A 16,616-nucleotide genomic window follows, 5' to 3' on the forward strand; every position below is an offset into this window, starting at 1 on the left:
ATTGCAACCCGATATCACTCAGTCAGTAACTGCCAGAGCAGACAGTGGCGCTGAATTCCTAGATGCAAAAAAAGCTGAGGAGGCTTTGCTGTTGGCCTCATCAGCAGACGAGTACATGAATGCCGTACAGCTTGCGTTTTTCCGTCAGCGGCTTTTGAACGAACGTGCGGAGCTTGAGGCGCATTTAAACGAGGTGAAAACGGCTATCGCCTCCCATGAGAGAGATAGCGACGAGGCTGATCAGGCCTCGTTTGAGGAGGAGCTGCGGTTGTCACTTCGCCAAGCAGATCGTGAAAGTCGGTTGATCAATAATATTGATGTAGCCTTACAGCGTATCGAAAATGGTGAATACGGCTTCTGTGAAGAAACTGGTGAGCCCATTGGTCTCCCACGGCTACTTTTTCGTCCCACGGCAAAGCTTTGCATTGAGGCAAAGGAGCGCCAGGAGCGTAAAGAGCACCATTTCCGCAAGGCACGGGGGGAGTGATGCAGTTCTCCACGCTGACACCGGTTAACGTACTGACCGGTTTTTTAGGGAGCGGTAAGACAACGTTACTCAATCGTTGGGTACGCCAAGCGTCAATGCAAAACACGCTGATCGTAATTAATGAGTTTGGTGATATTGGGCTAGATCATCAGTTGATTACCCAGAGTGATGAGCAAGCGGTGGTGGAGATGAGCAGCGGCTGTTTGTGCTGCACATTGAGGGGGGACTTAAGCCGTACGCTAAAGCAGGCTATTGATTCGCTGTTGGCAGAGGGAAAACCAGCACCTTCCCGTGTTGTGATTGAAACCACAGGACTGGCCGATCCCGCCCCTATTTTACAGCTGTTAATGACCGATCATTGGCTTGCCCACCGTTTCCAGTTGGATAGCGTGGTGTGCTGTGTTGATGCCGCGAACGGTGAGGCAACGTTGCAGGCGCATCGTGAGTCACAGCGCCAGATAGCGATAGCAGACCGGTTACTCATCACCAAAACTGACCTGGTCGACGAAGTCCGCCTAACACCACTGGCTAACCAACTGGCGTCCATCAATCCGGCAGCAGAGCAGTGGCAGGTAGTGAACGGTAACCTTTCGCCTGAGTTGTTGGTAGGTGCAGGGCTTTTTCGTCAGGATTCTCAACGATACCAGGTAGAGCAATGGCTGAAGTCAGCACGTTACAGCGTTATCCACGCTGAAGATGTTAAGCACGAGGGGGAGCAGCAGGGCGACAGTAACGCTGCTTTTGTGCAGCCCACTAGCCAGCCAACGTTGACTCGTCATGGGGAGAATATCAATGCGTTTTGTTTTTGCGTTGAGGGATTAATTACTCCAGAGGCTTTGGAAAACTGGCTGGATCTATTGATGTCGTTGATGGGCGAGAAAATGCTACGCATTAAAGCGATTGTGCATCTTACCGATCGCGATGAACCGCTCGCACTGCACGGCGTCCAGCACATTTTCCACCCGCCGACGCCTCTGCCGATGCAGTGTGTTAATGACCGCATTTCTCGGTTTGTCTTCATTACTCAAAATGTCGCGCCTGCCACTGTGGCGCAGCTTTATCGTTATTTCACACCCTTTAACTCATCAGCTAACTCATCAACGAACGAGGCAATTTAATGACGGCTTTTACTTTACCCGATATTGCCCAACAACCTGCCCGTTTACCGGGCACGCTTTCCTGGGTTGGGATGGAAGGCATTGCGTTGCCGGTACAGCTGGCGGGGTACCAAGTGAATGCCAATGTGTCAGCTGGTGTTAGCCTTGAGGAGGCCGGTGCTCGTGGTATCCACATGTCACGGCTGTATACCGCATTGGATGCATTAGAGCACCAGCCGCTAACGCTCACATTAATTCATCGTGTTCTTGCGGCTTTTTTAGAGAGTCACCAAGCATTATCAGAAAATGCTTACCTAACGTTCAGTGGGGAGGTATTACTTAAACGTGACGCGCTGATCAGCCCTTTGTCAGGTTGGAAAGGCTATCCGTTTACACTGCACAGCCAGCTCACACCGTCAGGTTTTAAGGTAGAGCTAGACGTATCCGTTGGTTACTCCTCAACTTGCCCTTGCTCAGCGGCATTAGCAAGACAGCTAATCCAGCAAGCGTTTGTGGAAGATTTTGAAGAGATCCCCTTAACCAAGCAGGCTGTACTTGCGTGGCTAGGCAGCGAGGAAGGGGTACTCGCCACTCCACATAGTCAGCGCAGTGTTGCCCACTGTTCCATACGGCTGGCAGGAAACGATGTTATTCCGCTTGCCGACCTTATTGAGCGTATTGAGAACGCCCTGGGGACAGCGTTACAGACAGCTGTTAAACGTATTGATGAGCAGGCATTTGCGCTCGCCAATGGTCAGAATCTGATGTTCTGCGAAGATGCAGCCAAACGTCTAGATCAAGCGCTTAGAAGGATGGCTGATATTTCAGGCTTCCAGCTGAAGGTGGTTCATGCTGAAAGTTTGCACGCCCACGATGCGGTAGCGAGATGCGAATGGCAGTGGTGAGAAATGTTCATGAGAAATGTTCATGAGAAATGATGTTAGCTGGCTGTAAGAAAATAAAGATGTGTTTACGCATTGACACCAAGCAGTCGTGACCTTATATACGATGCATCATCCATCACTATGAGCTCCCATGTTCCTTCTTATCACGATTGCTACCCTTTCAATCGCGTTCTCTTTTCTGTGCTCTATCCTTGAAGCAGCGTTGCTGTCTATTACGCCAAGCTATATCGCCAAGCAAAAAGAAGATAATCCCAAGCTTCATGCGGCGCTGACGAAGCTAAAAACCAATATTGATCGGCCGTTGGCCGCGATCTTAACGCTTAACACCATTGCGCATACTGTCGGTGCAACGGCAGTGGGGGCGCAGGCCGCGGTCGTGTTTGGCGAAGCCTCTATTGCCATTGTGTCGGCCGTCATGACCATGCTGATTTTAATTCTTTCTGAAATCATTCCCAAAACGATTGGTGCTACCTATTGGCGAGGTCTATCACCGGTGTTGCCACGGTTACTGAACCCAATGATCATTGGGTTGCTGCCGTTTATCTGGATGTCCGAACAGATTACGCGCCGTTTAGGGAAGTCAGAGCATGATGTTGACTTGCGCGATGAAATTAAAGTGTTGGCGCGGGTAGGTTTAGAAGAGAAAGTGTTGGATGCGGATGAGTCACGCACCATTATTAACATGTTGAATTTGCATGAAATTGCGGTTAATAAAGCGATGACGCCCCGTACTGTCTGTGAAACGGTATTGCCTAACATGACGGTTAAGGAGTTTGACGAGCAGTATGGCAAAATGCCATTCACTCGTTTCCCTGTGATGGATAACGGTGAGCAGGCATTTGGTTATGTACACAAAGCCGATATGTATCACGCCGATGATGCCAAAACTATGCGCGAGCTGATGCATCCGATTGGCAGTGTCGACGTATCGAACAATGTCGAGCAGGTGTTTACATCAATGTTAAAGGATCACCTGCACATGCGGGTGGTTTATGATGAACACGGCACCTTTGTGGGCCTTATCACCCTAGAAGACATCATTGAGACGATATTAGGTCAAGATATTGTCGATGAAACCGACAGTGTGGCGAACTTGCGCCACTATGCAAAACAGCGCTGGGTAAAGCGCATCAAGCGGGAAGAGAAAGACGTCAAATCGCTGGATTGAGCATAGTAAATGTTTCACTGCTATAGCGCTAAACGTTCTATAGTGAAGGTGTTGAAAGTCATATAAGGTATTAAGGTCACTTGACCCTAATGAGGAGGAACGATGTCATTACGTATCAATGCGGTAGTGCCTGATTTCGAAGCAGAAACTAGCCAAGGCCCGATTCATTTTCACGACTGGATCGGCGATAGCTGGGCGATCCTCTTTTCTCACCCTAAAGATTTCACGCCGGTCTGCACCACAGAATTCGGCGCAGTGGCAACGCTGAGCCCCGAATGGGAAAAGCGCGGCACCAAAGTCATTGGCGTCTCTGTGGATGGCGTTGAAGACCACAAACGCTGGGCAAGCGATATCGAGAAAGTTTGCGGCAATACGGTTGGCTTCCCCATTATTGCTGATGAAGGCCTAAAGGTTTCCAAGCTGTTCGATATGCTGCCAGAAGATGCTTATCTGCCAGATGGCCGCACCCCTGCCGATAGCGCAACGGTACGCTCGGTGTTCATTATCGGGCCGGATAAGCAGTTGAAACTATCGATGACCTACCCGATGACGGTAGGCCGTAATTTCGCAGAAATTCTGCGTGCGCTGGATGCACTGCAAGCCACGGCAAAACATGGCGTTGCAACGCCTGCTGACTGGACAGTTGGTCAGGACGTTATTATTCCGCCGAGCGTGTCTAATGAAGATGCCAAGCAGAAGTTCGGTGAATTTGACGCTGTTCTGCCGTACCTGCGTAAAACGAAATTGCGCTAATAAGTTAACGCTACCTTGTTTTAAGACTAAAAAAACTCGCCATGAACATGGCGAGTTTTCTTCTTATGAAGGTGCTAAAGAGAGTCGTTCGATAGAGTGAGAAACATTCTGCGCGCCTTGCAAAATTTCGCTCACAATTGACTCTATTTCTTTAACACTCGTTTGACTGCTTTCACCTTGCTTGACCACTTGCTGCATTGCCTGAGTGGTGCGGGCGACAAGTGCATTATTTTCTTTTAGAACTCGAGTGATTTCGCTCACCGCTTCACTTGATCCTTTGGCTAATTGGCGTACTTCATTTGCTACAACCGCAAATCCACGGCCCTGTTCACCTGCTCTTGCGGCTTCCACCGCGGCATTTAATGAAAGCAAGTTTGTTTGGCTGGCAATTTGCGCGATTGATGCAGTAATTTTGTTAATCTGTTCCGCTTGTTGGTTTAGTGCAGTGATTAGTTGCTGTGCTTCGTTGAGCGTATGGGCGGCATGTTGTGAGTCGGAAAGCACCGTTTGCAAGTGGGTTAACCCATTTTGAGCAATCCGCTCGGTTTGGCTAGACGATGCTTGAGCGCTGCTTACGGTGGCTTTAGCCGCTTCAGTTGCCAGCATTGCTTGAGTGATATCGGTAGCAAACTTAACGACCTTTACCACCTTACCCTCGTCATCAAAGATAGGGTTATAAGTAGCTTCCAGCCAAACGGCGTCTCCTTTGGCATTTAGGCGTAAGAACTTACCCTGCTTATACTCCCCTTGGCTTAAGCGTTGCCAGAAATCTGAGTGTTCTCGGTAAAAATCATTATCGCAGAACAGTCGATGATGTTCGCCACGAAGTTTGTGCAGAGGATACCCCATTACTTGTTCAAAATTAGTATTGGCATCCAGAATAAAACCGTCAGTTGTGAATTCAATGACTGCCATTGAGCTATTTAGGGCTTGAAGAATGAAACGTTCGCTAGCGGCGTTTTGGTGCTCTTTGGTCACATCAGTGGCTACTTTTAAAATTTGTACAACGTTGCCACGACGGTTCTTGATCGGTAAATAGGTGGCCTCAAGCCATACCTCTTCGCCAAGTGCGTTCATGCGCCGAAAACGCCCCTGCTGGCTTACACCTGCTGCAAGTGATTTCCAAAAATCATCATATTGACGGTTAGACGTTTCTTCAGGAAAACAAAAAATACGGTGATGCTGCCCCTTAATATCAGCTAATAAGTACCCCATAGAGGCTAAAAACGGCTCACTAGCCTCTTGGATAATGCCTTCCGATGAAAAATAGATACACGCAGTATGTTGGGTTAGGGCGCTACGTAAGGCGTCAGAAGCGAAATATGCGAGCATTGGTAGTCCCTTGAATCTAGTCTGTTGTCACCGAGAATAGGGTGATAGTAGATCAGATCTTGATAAAAGGCACTCTGTTTGTAATGGTTTTGTACAAATAAGTAGTATGCTAGCCTTATTTGACTATTGGGGACATGTAGGGGGAGTGCTAAGGCTAGAAAAGCCTAGTTGGGTAAACCACGCAGTGGCGTTGCCGCCTGTATTATCACCATCACTCATTAAGGCGATACCGTTGACTTGGCTAGGAGCGTTGCCAAAAAGAGCTTGGTAGTCAGCACGGACATCGCGTACTTCTGCCACCCACTCCCCAACCGCGCTATTGCCACTTTGCAGCGCCATCAGTTGTGCTCGGTCAGTAAAGGCATTTGGCCACGATGCACCCTGAGGTTGGGTAGAGGACCAGACATAGTTAACCGATTCGACCTGCCAGGGAAGAATCCCCGTCTTACGCGCCACATAAACCCGTGCTGGATAGTCATCGCCCGCTTTCGTAGTTTCATCAACGCCCGGATAGATTGAGTCTACTTGCCAGCACCAGTGAAGGTAGGGCGTTTCATTTAAGTCAATATCGCGTTCCAGGTAGCGTGCAGAGGCCTGGCCCTGAGCATTGGCTTCAAGCACTCGTTGGCCTGATTTCTCAACAATGGAATAGCGTGTTTCGCCTTCGAAGCTTCGGGTAGGCCAGGTCATGATTTGGTTAGGTGTAAAGCGTATCTCTTGCCCGCTAGCGGTTGTGAATAATAACGGGCTAAAAAATAGGCTCGCTAATACTGTTCCTTTGATGGGAAAAGCGCTAGCGAGGCTCATAACGACCACCGCCGTCTGTTGAGCTTTTGGGTGCAGCAGGGTGGTGCTCACCAATTTTGTGAAGCAGGTCAAATTGGCGGGCACAGGCGCGGCAGGCGCTGCACATAGAGAGATGTATGCGTAGTGCAGTACGTTCGCGAAAGGTGAGTGCTCTATCTTGTTTAAGTGACATCAAACGCGTTGCTTCACGGCACATTAGCATCTTTATTGGCTCCTACTGAATCCAGCCGTTATCCAAACAGGCTCTTAACCTTAGCCGTGCTCGGTGTAAGATAACCCAACAGTTAGTTTCTGTTATGTCGAGTTCCTTACAAATATCCTGTGTCGATAATCCCATCAGCTCTCGTAAGGTAAATACGCGTGCGATACTGTCAGGTAGCGCTATTAAACAAGCATCGAACACTTGCCAGAAGCGCTGATTCTCTAAAATATGCTCAGGTTCTCCCCAGTCGTGCGGGCGGGCGCTGGGCTGCCAATGCCCATTTGATTTGAATAGTCGGTCTAACGTGTCCTCGTCGATTGAGTCATTTAGCGGCTGCCAGCGCCCCTGTTTTTTCTGCTGGCGCAGATGGTCAAGTATCTTAAATTTCAAGATGCCAAATACCCAGGTTTCAAATTCTGAGCGCCCTTCAAATGAACTGGTTTTTTCAAACGCGGTGAGCAACGTTTCCTGAACGGCATCTTCAGCGGCAGCACTCTCCCTAAGCTGCAAGCGTGCAAATGCAAGCAGGCGGGGGCGGATATGTCTGAAGTGTTCGGCAGCTTGCTGTGAGGAGATAGGCAATATGAGCGTCCCTAAGCTAAGAAAAGTCAGGCTTAAAGCTCAAGGATCCCATCACCGCGTAAGATGCGTTGCGGTGACGGGAGAAGCACCTAAACAGTTAAGCGGTTAAGTGCTCTACGAGCGCTTGGGCAAATGTATCGGTTGTGCCGGTGCCGCCCATGTCGGGTGTCACCATATCGCGGCGTGTCTCCAACACCGCGCGAATTCCGTGACGAATCGCGTCGCCTTTTTCGTTCATGCCTAAATGGTCAAGCATTTGGGCGGCTGCTAGTAGCAGGGCGCAAGGGTTGGCGATTTTTTGTCCGGCAATATCCGGTGCTGAACCGTGAACTGCTTCAAAAATAGCAGCCTTTTCGCCGATGTTAGCACCGGGCGCTAGACCTAATCCGCCAACTAGCCCTGCACATAGGTCAGAAAGAATATCGCCAAACAGGTTGGTGGTGACAACGACATCGAACTGGTGCGGATTCATCACTAGCTGCATGCAGGCGTTATCTACAATCATTTCCTGGAATTCGATCTCGGGATACTCTTTGGCGACTTCCCGAGCGACATCCAAAAACAGGCCAGAGCTGGTTTTAATGATGTTAGCTTTATGTACAGCGGTGACTTTCTTACGGCCGTTATTTTTGGCTAGCTCAAACGCATAGCGCACAATGCGTTCGGAACCCTGGCGGGTTACCTTGATGACTGAAATGCCGGTATTGCCATCGTCAATCATCTCTTGGCCATCAGAGAGGTAGGCGCCTTCGGTGTTTTCCCGCACGGTAATCATATCGATATCGCTGTAACGCGAACGCGTACCGGGGAAGCTAATCGCAGGGCGCACGTTAGCGTACAAGTCAAAATGACGACGCAGTTGCACATTGATGGAGGAGAAACCTTTGCCAATGGGAGTGGTCAGCGGGCCTTTCAGGGCAATACCGTACTTCTCGATGGCATCAAGCGACTCTTGAGGAATCAGCGTACCGTGTTTTTCAAGCGCCGCCAGGCCAGCATCGATAAACTCATAATTCAGACCGCACTCCAGCGCATCAAGCACGCGCAGGGTGGCATCCATAATTTCTGGGCCGATACCGTCGCCTTTAATCACCGCAATTGACTGACTCATCATCTACTTCTCCTCTTTGGCGGGCATATTCGGCACGTGGCTATGTGTGCCGCTTCAACATAAAACGTTGGCAATTGTCATCGTTTCTGGTGGCGCAATGGTACGCCACAATCAGTCGCGAGGTCACCCTGCCTAAGTAGAGGTGAGGGCGTGTTAGCGCGTATCACAGTGTGAGCTACCAGAGTGGCGTGAGATGCAATGCGGCTGTGATGCTGTTAGAATACTGCGCTTTGTCGCATCTTGCTTATTGCAACCGTACAGAATATTACTTATGACTGAATTTACTCACATCTTTTCTGGGCTGATGACTCCGCCCTAAGTAATTCCCTCCTTTATATAAGCGCCATGACGCCTATCGCGTTTTGTCGGCGCTTGTGCATCCTATGGCCGTTCATTGGCTATTGATGCTGCCCCGTATCTTCGTGATGCAGCACTGTTTTGACAACCTATTCGCTTAATTGCGCGTTCTCGCTTCACCTCGGTGTGGCGGTAGTGCGTAGTGTTTCACCTTCAACTATGGACTCCCTGAATGGCACTTTTCAGTAAGCAAGAGTGGTTCTCTAACGTCAAAGGCGACACGCTCTCAGGCATCGTTGTTGCCCTAGCGCTAATTCCTGAAGCGATTGCATTTTCGATTATTGCGGGCGTTGACCCCAAAGTGGGCCTATACGCCTCATTTTGTATCGCAGTAGTGATCGCCTTTACCGGTGGTCGCCCAGGTATGATTTCAGCAGCTACCGGCGCCATGGCACTGCTGATGGTTACCTTAGTGCGCGAACATGGCCTTGAGTACCTACTGGCGGCCACGCTATTGACTGGGGTATTACAGATTATCGCAGGCTACTTAAAACTTGCAGAGCTGATGCGTTTTGTATCCCGTTCGGTGGTCACCGGGTTCGTGAATGCCCTAGCGATATTAATCTTCATGGCGCAACTGCCCGAGTTAACTAATGTGACGTGGCATGTTTATGCCATGACGCTAGCAGGCTTAGGCATTATCTATCTCTTCCCGTACTTGCCGGCGATTGGAAAGTCGGTTCCTTCTCCTCTGGTATGCATCGTGGTGCTTACCGGGGTGTATATGGTAAGCGGCATGGATATACGCACGGTAGGTGATATGGGCGAACTGCCCGATACACTGCCAATGTTCTTATGGCCTAGCGTGCCACTTAATTTAGAAACGCTAATGATCATCTTTCCCTACGCCATCATGCTGGCGGTGGTGGGCCTTCTGGAATCTATGATGACAGCCACCATTGTTGATGACTTAACGGATACACCCAGCGATAAAAACCGTGAGTGTAAAGGTCAGGGTATCGCTAATATCGGATCGGGTTTACTGGGCGGTATGGCAGGCTGTGCAATGATTGGTCAGTCAGTCATCAACATAAAATCCGGTGGCCGGACTAGGCTCTCAACGCTTATCGCTGGTGTTGTTCTGTTGTTGATGGTGGTCTTCCTCGCGGATTGGGTCTCGCAGATTCCTATGGCAGCGCTGGTAGCGGTGATGATTATGGTATCGATTGGCACCTTTAGCTGGGAGTCGATTCGCGACCTTAAAAAACATCCGGTGAGTACCAATATCGTTATGCTAGCCACAGTGGCGGTGACTGTGGGGACGCACAATTTAGCGATTGGTGTCTTTGTAGGTGTACTGCTGGCGGCGATGTTCTTTGCTAATAAAGTCGGCAACATCCTGTATATCGGCTCGAAAGAAGTAGAGCCCGGTAAAGAGCGTGAATACCAAGTGGTTGGCCAAGTGTTCTTTGCCTCTTCTGAGCGTTTTATTGCGGCCTTCGATTTTAAAGAGAGCATCGATAAGGTCACTATCAACCTTTCCCGTGCCCACTTCTGGGATATTACCGCTGTTCAAGCCCTGGACCGTGTGGTGATTAAGTTCCGTCGTGAAGGTACTGAGGTGGAACTGGTGGGCTTGAGCGAAGCCAGTGCCACTGTCGTCGACCGCTACGCGGTACACAACGACCCTGAAGCGGTTGAAAAGCTAATGGGCGGCCACTAACCACCGCAAGGAGAGCGATATGACTGAACACGTACTCGCCGCGATTGACGGCTCCCAATATGCAGAAAGCGTCTGTGACTACGCCGCTTGGGCAAGCTTGGCATTAAATGCGCCGCTTAGCTTTGTGCATGTGGTGGATAATCATTCTGATGTGCCAGCAGAGCAAAATTTGTCGGGTAACCTAAGATTTGGTGCCCGCGAGCGCTTGATGAAAGAGCTTTCTGAGCTTGATGAACAGCGCGCTAAGGTAAACCGTGAGCAAGGCAAGCTTATGCTGGAAGCTGCCAAGGCACGGGCAGTAGAAGATGGGGTCGTTGATCCCATTATTCGCCAGCTTAACGGCACGCTGGTCGAAACCTTGGTAGAGCTAGAGAAAGACATACGTTTGTTGGTGGTAGGCAAGCGTGGTGAAACCGCTCACCACGCCAGCGGCCACTTAGGTTCAAACCTTGAGCGTGTGGTGCGTGAAATGCATCGCCCAATTCTCATGGTGCCCAAAGCCTTTAAGCAGCCTGAAAGGGTGCTGATTGCGTTTGACGGTAGCAAAACTGCCCGTAAAGGGGTGGAGATGCTGGCGCGTTCTCCGTTATTTACCGGTACCGAATGCCATGTGCTGATTGTGGGTGCTGAAACCGCTGAGCATCGCAGCGAGCTTGATTGGGCGTTGACTACGCTACGCGATGCTGGCCACCAAGCCGAAGGCGCCATCCGTTCCGGTGAGGTAGACGACACCTTGCAAGCGTACGAGAAGGAGCATGCGATCGACCTTCTAGTGATGGGCGCTTATGGCCACTCGCGTATTCGCCACTTGCTGGTCGGCAGTACCACCACGGCGATGTTACGCGGTAGCCGAATTCCGGTACTAATATTGCGTTAATCAATACGTACGCTTTAACGCCGGTCACCACGCTAAGGGGCCGGCGTTTTTTATAGCTGGCTCGGAATTAGCTTGCCGGGCACCCAGCGTATCAACGCTATCATGCCAAATAACTCCACTAGCGATTGAAAAACAATAACTACTACCGCGGCTTGCCATCCATTGGGCAGGGTAAGCGTAATGGGCAACATGACAAACGAATTGCGCGTGCCAAAACTAAAGGCAAGTGTTCGGGCGCTGGCAGGCGGTAGTTTGAATAGGCTGCCTAACGTTTTACCCAACAACCCAGCGATGACTAAAAAGCCAATAAAGATAAACACAACCTGCCACAGAACATAGCTAAGCCCTAGCACGCTATTTACTTGCGACGCGGCAATGATGAACACCGCCAGTGCTAGCAGCGGCACTGGTAAATAAATGAGGCAGCCCACAGAGCGTTTGATAGCTGAAGATCGCTTGGCGGCAAGTTCTGTCAGCCATGCCAAACTCAAGGGCAGCAGGATCAGTCCAGCAAATGCGCTGAGAAGGTCTGCAGAAAAGGTTAACTGCAACCACTCGCCGCCTAAAAATAGCCACAGATAAACGGGCAATGCGACCATTTGGATGAGCAGCAGCAGTGGCGTTGCCGCAACCGCGCGGGCGGCATCGCCTTTGCCTAAGTGCGTGAAGGTAATAAACCAGTCTGTGCAGGGCATCAGTAGCACTAGCAAAACACCAGCCATTACCGGTGGGGGAAGTGGTAGCCCCACTACTAAAAGACCTAGCACCAACACCCCGAGTAGTGCAGGAATGATAATGAAGTTGCCAATCAGCAGCGCTGCCATAAAGCGTTTATCGGTAACGCTTTGCTTGATATGTAATAGCGGTATTTGAGTAAAAGTGGCGTAGAGCAGTATGCCGAGGAGCGGACATAGCAGCTGTTCAAGTGATGACGCTAGTAAGGGAGCTATCAGACCCAACGTAAGCCCTAAGCAGATAAATCCCAGGTAAAGCCAAGACTGTTGTCGCTCTAACTGCTCGCGCATGAAATACCTACGGTTATAGACGAGAAAGCGCTATGCGTTCTCCTAGCCAGGCCGCCAGTAACCAAAGCGGTAGGCTGATAAGTACATAAAGCAGCGCTAGCCCAGAAAGCCCCTGTTGAATAAGGTGCAATGTTTCCAGGCTAAAGAGTGAAAACGTGGTAAAGCCGCCGCAAAAACCGGCCACTAACAGCGGCTGCCAGTGCGCAAGCTTGCCGTTAGGAAAACGTGAGGCGGTAGCGGCAATCCAACCGATGATTCCAGAACCCAGCACGTTAACCAGCAGCGTGCCCCAGGGGAAATAGCCACCAAGTGCTGCCAAAGACATGAGAGATACCCCGTAGCGAAGTGCACTGCCAAGCCCGCTACCAATCCCGACGGCTAGGTAAGCTCGCCAGTTCATAGCAACAACCCCTTAGCTAACAGCCAACCGAGCATGGCCATCACCATGCCGAGCACTAGGGTAGCGGCAATATTTAAGGCGGCACGCAGCGCTTGGCCGCTTTGCCACAGCTCAATAGTTTGTAAGCTAAATGAAGAAACGGTGGTGTAGCCACCTAGCAAGCCTGCAACAGTAAATAGCCACAGCGGCTGTGCGCTTGGCACGCCGTAGTAACCAAGAAGCCCGCCCGCTATAAACGCACCGCTGGCATTCACCAGTAAGGTACCCCAGGGGAAGGTTTTGCCCAGCAGGTGGGCCATAAGGTTAGAAACGGCATAGCGACCCATGCCGCCCAATGCGCCGCCAAGTGCTACCAGTAGCATGCTCGCGATACCATGCCCCATCGTAACTCCTTTAACTGGCCGCGTTGATAGGCTGCTAAGTGTACCACCTACCCCATAACGATAGGGATGAACACAAAGAACGCGTTAAGGTGTCGCTGGTCAATAAGTTCGTGTAAAAAAGAGTGAGAATAATAAAAATCTTAACGCACCCGCTCAAGGAGTCGCTTTTATGTCTGATCGCGTGTTCGCCGCTATTGATGGATCTCAGTATTCAGAAAGTATCTGTGATTATGCTGTTTGGGCCGCCAAGGCACTTGGTGCGCCATTAAGCTTTATTCATACCCTGGATAACCACGCCCAGGTGGCAGAACCTGATCTAACCGGTAATTTAGGTTTAGGGACCCGAGAGCATCTGCTTGAAAAGCTTTCTGATATTGAAGAACAGCGCGCGAAAGTTGCCCGTGAGCAGGGGCGCTATATGCTCGATGCGGCAAAAGCACGCGCAATCGAAGCCGGTATTGTTGATCCACTCTGCCTTCAGCGTAACGGAACGTTGGTAGAGACCTTGGTTGAGAACGAAAAGGAGATGCGCTTACTGGTACTAGGCAAGCGTGGCGAAACTGCGCATCAAGCCAGTGGCCATCTCGGCTCTAACCTTGAACGCGTTGTGCGTGAGATGCATCGCCCACTATTGATGGTGCCTAAGCAGTTTACGCAGCCGAAAAACGTGATGATGGCGTTTGATGGCAGCAAAACGGCTCGCAAAGGCATTGAGATGCTGGCCAAAAGCCCGCTCTTTGAAGGTGTTGCCTGCCATGCTGTGATCGTGGGCGCTGAGACGGCAGAAAATCGATCACAGCTTGAGTGGGCAATTGATGTTCTTGAGTCTGCTGGCCACCACGCTGAAGGCGCAATTCGCGCTGGCGAAGTGGAAGAAACCTTGCGCGCTTATAAGCAGAAGCACGGTATTGACCTGTTGGTCATGGGTGCCTATGGGCATTCGCGTATTCGTCACTTGCTGATTGGCAGCACGACGACCGCCATGCTACGCAATGCCCATTTGCCGGTGCTGATTCTGCGCTGACTTGTGAAAGATTATGCTTCTACTTCGACATCCGCACCTTCCTGCTGATGCTGCTTGGTGGCCTGCGCCATATTAATGCCTGACAGCAGCGCCTTCAGCGATGCGCTAACGGTGTCACTATCTTCGGCCACGGCGCAAAGTCGTTGTCCATCAATATTCAGCTGCACAAAGGCAATCGCATTGGCTTCGCTGTCGCCACCCAAGGAGTGCTCACTGTAGTCAATAATGGCTACATTGCTGCCTGAATGCTTCTTCCAAGCATCAGTGAAGGATGACATGGCGCCATTGCCGGTACCTGACAAGCGCAGTGTTTCAGCGCCTTGCCAAAGGGTTATTTCTATTCCCTCGTGCTGGCCTTTTGATAGCCGGTAATCGGCCAATGCCAGTGGCGCATCCTGAGTGAAATTATCAAACATCACTTGGCGAATGATTTCACTAGAAAGCTCGCCGTTGCGGCGTTCGCTCTCTTGTTGCACGTAAGGAGCAAGGGCCAGCATCATCCAACGCGGTAAATTAATGCCGTAGTCTCGCTCCAACAAAAAGGCCATGCCACCTTTGCCAGACTGGCTATTCACCCGGATAACGGCTTGGTAGTCGCGGCCAATATCATGCGGGTCAATGGGTAGGTAAGCCACTTGCCACGGCTCGTCGGGCTTTTGATGCTTGAGGGATTTACGAATAGCATCCTGGTGGCTGCCAGAAAACGCGGTATACACCATCTCGCCAACCCAGGGATGGCGCGGATGCATAGTAATACCAGTACACTCATGCACCACCTGAACGATCTCGTCCGGGTTAGAAAGATCCAGCTGCGGGTCGATGCCTTGGCTGTACAGGTTCATCGCCAAGGTGACAATGTCCATATTGCCGGTGCGCTCGCCGTTACCCAGTAACGTGCCTTCGACGCGGTCAGCTCCCGCCAACAGTGCCAATTCTGCTGAGGCGACTGCGCCGCCGCGGTCGTTGTGGGTATGTACCGAAATAATCACGCTGTCGCGACGGCTAATGTGCTGGCAAAAGTATTCAATCTGGTCAGCATGATGATGTGGCCCCGCAACTTCTACCGTGGTGGGCAAGTTGAGGATGCATTTGTTGTCAGGCGTTGGCTGCCAGACATCCATCACGGCTTCGCAGATGGCCAGTGAAAAATCGATTTCAGTGCTAGAGAAGCTTTCCGGCGAATATTGGAAACGCCAGTCAGCATCTGGGTGTTGGGCAGCATAGGTCTTCACCCAGGTAGCGCCTTGCACGGCAATATCGGTAATGCCATCTCGATCCATCTCAAACACCCGCTCGCGCTGGATGGTCGAAGTGGAGTTATACAGGTGAATAATGGCGCGCTTGACGCCCGTCAGCGATGCAAAGGTTTTCTCGATTAAGTGTTCACGGCACTGCACGAGTACCGCAATAGTGACATCGTCTGGAATTTGGTCTTCTTCAATTAGCCAGCGGACAAAGTCGTAGTCTGGTTGGCTAGCCGAGGGAAAGCCCACCATCACTTCTTTAATACCCACTTTAATAATCTGCTGCCAAAAGCGCTGCTTTTGCTCAACCGTCATCGGCTCTAATAGCGCCTGATTGCCATCGCGTAGGTCTTCACTTAGCCAAATGGGCGCTTGAGTTAGGTCGCGGTCAGGCCATTGGCGGTTGAAGGCGGGAACACGCGGAGCAGGGCGGTATTTGCGATGATCAAAAGCAGACATGGTGAGTTTCCTGAAGGCAGTGAGTTAGTTGGGCGGCCGCTTGTGGCGTAAGCCGCGTTAACAGGTGTCTGGGTAAGGCACCGTGTAGGGGCTGCTTGTGACAGTCAATACAGTTTACTTGAAGTAAGGCGAAAGGTTATTGCGAAAATGTGGTTTTATCGCCAATAATTGGCAATAAATGTCGTATTTTTATTTTTTATTGGTAGGAGCTGCTTGTTATGCCTGTCGTGCCGCTTGAACTTGATCGTTTTGATCGCCACATTCTGAATGTGTTACAGCAGGAAGGGCGGATTAGTAACCAGGAGTTAGCCGAGCGCATCGGGCTTTCCCCTTCACCTTGCTTGCGCCGGGTGCGTGCGCTAGAGGAGCACGGCTTAATTACCCAATATCGGGCCGATGTTGATGCGCGGCAGCTAGGCTATCAACTGATGGTGTTGCTGCACATTTCAATGGATCAACATACTCCCGAACGGTTTGATAACTTCGAACGTCATATTCGTAAAATCCCCAACGTGATTGAGTGTTTGATTATCACCGGCCAAGCGGCAGATTTTCAGCTCAAGATTCTAGTGCGGGATATGGACGACTATCAGCACCTTTTACTGCACGTGATCAACCGTATTGAAGGCGTCACCGGAGCCCACACCAGCTTTGTTTTGCGACGAGTCTTTGAGCATCGCCCCGTGCCTACGGAGCGCGTTTGATTAAGAAGGCATAGGCAACGAAGCGGTGGCGGTTTA

18 protein-coding genes are annotated in these 16,616 nt (G+C 50.7%); 9 read left to right on the forward strand and 9 right to left on the reverse strand.

Translation table 11 applies throughout. The annotated features are described in order from the left end of the window. Position 1: 1 nt before the first annotated feature. The 5 genes from dksA to JFC11_RS05645 all read left to right on the forward strand — a co-directional run bounded on the left by dksA (position 2) and on the right by JFC11_RS05645 (position 4,410). Positions 2-487 carry an RNA polymerase-binding protein DksA gene (gene dksA, locus JFC11_RS05625; protein WP_198348935.1) on the forward strand — a complete coding sequence of 162 codons (486 nt, stop codon included), beginning with the start codon at positions 2-4 and terminating at the stop codon, positions 485-487. Continuing rightward, a complete protein-coding gene (locus JFC11_RS05630; protein ID WP_198348936.1) occupies positions 487-1,605 on the forward strand; it encodes a CobW family GTP-binding protein in 1,119 nt (372 codons plus the stop codon). Before dksA ends, JFC11_RS05630 begins: the two co-directional genes overlap by 1 nt. After that, on the forward strand, positions 1,605-2,489 hold the full coding sequence (folE2, locus tag JFC11_RS05635; RefSeq protein WP_198348937.1) for a GTP cyclohydrolase FolE2: 885 nt from the start codon (positions 1,605-1,607) through the stop codon (positions 2,487-2,489). Before JFC11_RS05630 ends, folE2 begins: the two co-directional genes overlap by 1 nt. A gap of 130 nt (positions 2,490-2,619) precedes the next feature. Then, positions 2,620-3,657: a CNNM domain-containing protein gene (locus JFC11_RS05640; RefSeq protein ID WP_038477731.1), complete on the forward strand. Its 1,038-nt coding sequence runs from the start codon at positions 2,620-2,622 to the stop codon at positions 3,655-3,657. A 102-nt stretch (positions 3,658-3,759) separates the two neighbouring features. After that, complete coding sequence (locus JFC11_RS05645; RefSeq protein WP_198348938.1) at positions 3,760-4,410, forward strand: peroxiredoxin; 651 nt, start codon at positions 3,760-3,762, stop codon at positions 4,408-4,410. A 63-nt stretch (positions 4,411-4,473) separates the two neighbouring features. On the opposite strand, the gene JFC11_RS05650 is transcribed toward JFC11_RS05645, so the two are convergent. The 5 genes from JFC11_RS05650 to JFC11_RS05670 all read right to left on the reverse strand — a co-directional run bounded on the left by JFC11_RS05650 (position 4,474) and on the right by JFC11_RS05670 (position 8,444). Continuing rightward, positions 4,474-5,742 (reverse strand): methyl-accepting chemotaxis protein, encoded by a 1,269-nt coding sequence (locus JFC11_RS05650; protein ID WP_198348939.1) that lies wholly within the window; start codon positions 5,740-5,742, stop codon positions 4,474-4,476. A 123-nt stretch (positions 5,743-5,865) separates the two neighbouring features. After that, a complete protein-coding gene (locus JFC11_RS05655; RefSeq protein WP_095604012.1) occupies positions 5,866-6,549 on the reverse strand; it encodes a DUF3047 domain-containing protein in 684 nt (227 codons plus the stop codon). Further along, positions 6,536-6,751 carry a zf-HC2 domain-containing protein gene (locus JFC11_RS05660; protein ID WP_198348940.1) on the reverse strand — a complete coding sequence of 72 codons (216 nt, stop codon included), beginning with the start codon at positions 6,749-6,751 and terminating at the stop codon, positions 6,536-6,538. The genes JFC11_RS05655 and JFC11_RS05660 overlap by 14 nt, the downstream gene beginning before the upstream one ends. Positions 6,752-6,763: 12 nt before the next feature. Beyond that, positions 6,764-7,333 carry a sigma-70 family RNA polymerase sigma factor gene (locus tag JFC11_RS05665; protein ID WP_038477716.1) on the reverse strand — a complete coding sequence of 190 codons (570 nt, stop codon included), beginning with the start codon at positions 7,331-7,333 and terminating at the stop codon, positions 6,764-6,766. 97 nt (positions 7,334-7,430) lie between these two features. Further along, positions 7,431-8,444: an isocitrate dehydrogenase gene (locus JFC11_RS05670; protein WP_038486203.1), complete on the reverse strand. Its 1,014-nt coding sequence runs from the start codon at positions 8,442-8,444 to the stop codon at positions 7,431-7,433. 529 nt (positions 8,445-8,973) lie between these two features. Between JFC11_RS05670 and JFC11_RS05675 the strand changes: the two genes are divergently transcribed. Both JFC11_RS05675 and JFC11_RS05680 read left to right on the forward strand, forming a co-directional pair. After that, positions 8,974-10,464: a SulP family inorganic anion transporter gene (locus JFC11_RS05675; protein WP_198348941.1), complete on the forward strand. Its 1,491-nt coding sequence runs from the start codon at positions 8,974-8,976 to the stop codon at positions 10,462-10,464. A 19-nt stretch (positions 10,465-10,483) separates the two neighbouring features. Further along, a complete protein-coding gene (locus JFC11_RS05680) occupies positions 10,484-11,341 on the forward strand; it encodes a universal stress protein (protein WP_198348942.1) in 858 nt (285 codons plus the stop codon). Positions 11,342-11,391: 50 nt separating this feature from the next. On the opposite strand, the gene JFC11_RS05685 is transcribed toward JFC11_RS05680, so the two are convergent. From JFC11_RS05685 to crcB (JFC11_RS05695), 3 genes are read right to left on the reverse strand one after another with little or no spacing between them, the layout of a single operon-like run. Further along, complete coding sequence (locus JFC11_RS05685) at positions 11,392-12,366, reverse strand: arsenic resistance protein (protein ID WP_198348943.1); 975 nt, start codon at positions 12,364-12,366, stop codon at positions 11,392-11,394. Positions 12,367-12,379: 13 nt separating this feature from the next. Continuing rightward, entirely contained in the window at positions 12,380-12,766 is a 387-nt protein-coding gene (gene crcB / locus JFC11_RS05690) for a fluoride efflux transporter CrcB (RefSeq protein WP_120386432.1), read from the reverse strand. Next, positions 12,763-13,149 carry a fluoride efflux transporter CrcB gene (gene crcB / locus JFC11_RS05695; RefSeq protein WP_038477702.1) on the reverse strand — a complete coding sequence of 129 codons (387 nt, stop codon included), beginning with the start codon at positions 13,147-13,149 and terminating at the stop codon, positions 12,763-12,765. The genes crcB (JFC11_RS05690) and crcB (JFC11_RS05695) overlap by 4 nt, the downstream gene beginning before the upstream one ends. Positions 13,150-13,318: 169 nt before the next feature. Between crcB (JFC11_RS05695) and JFC11_RS05700 the strand changes: the two genes are divergently transcribed. Next, the gene (locus JFC11_RS05700) at positions 13,319-14,173 is read left to right on the forward strand and encodes a universal stress protein (protein ID WP_198348944.1); all 855 of its coding nucleotides are present in this window, start codon (positions 13,319-13,321) and stop codon (positions 14,171-14,173) included. 11 nt (positions 14,174-14,184) lie between these two features. Here JFC11_RS05700 and JFC11_RS05705 read toward each other — a convergent pair whose 3' ends face one another. Then, positions 14,185-15,876, reverse strand: coding sequence for a 2-isopropylmalate synthase (locus tag JFC11_RS05705; protein WP_120386435.1), 1,692 nt, complete (start codon positions 15,874-15,876; stop codon positions 14,185-14,187). Between the two features lie 218 nt (positions 15,877-16,094). On the opposite strand from JFC11_RS05705, the gene JFC11_RS05710 reads away from it, so the two are divergent. Next, the gene (locus JFC11_RS05710; RefSeq protein ID WP_038477693.1) at positions 16,095-16,580 is read left to right on the forward strand and encodes an Lrp/AsnC family transcriptional regulator; all 486 of its coding nucleotides are present in this window, start codon (positions 16,095-16,097) and stop codon (positions 16,578-16,580) included. Positions 16,581-16,616 lie beyond the last annotated feature (36 nt).

Source organism: Vreelandella alkaliphila (assembly GCF_016107625.1).
Taxonomy (GTDB): domain Bacteria; phylum Pseudomonadota; class Gammaproteobacteria; order Pseudomonadales; family Halomonadaceae; genus Vreelandella; species Vreelandella alkaliphila.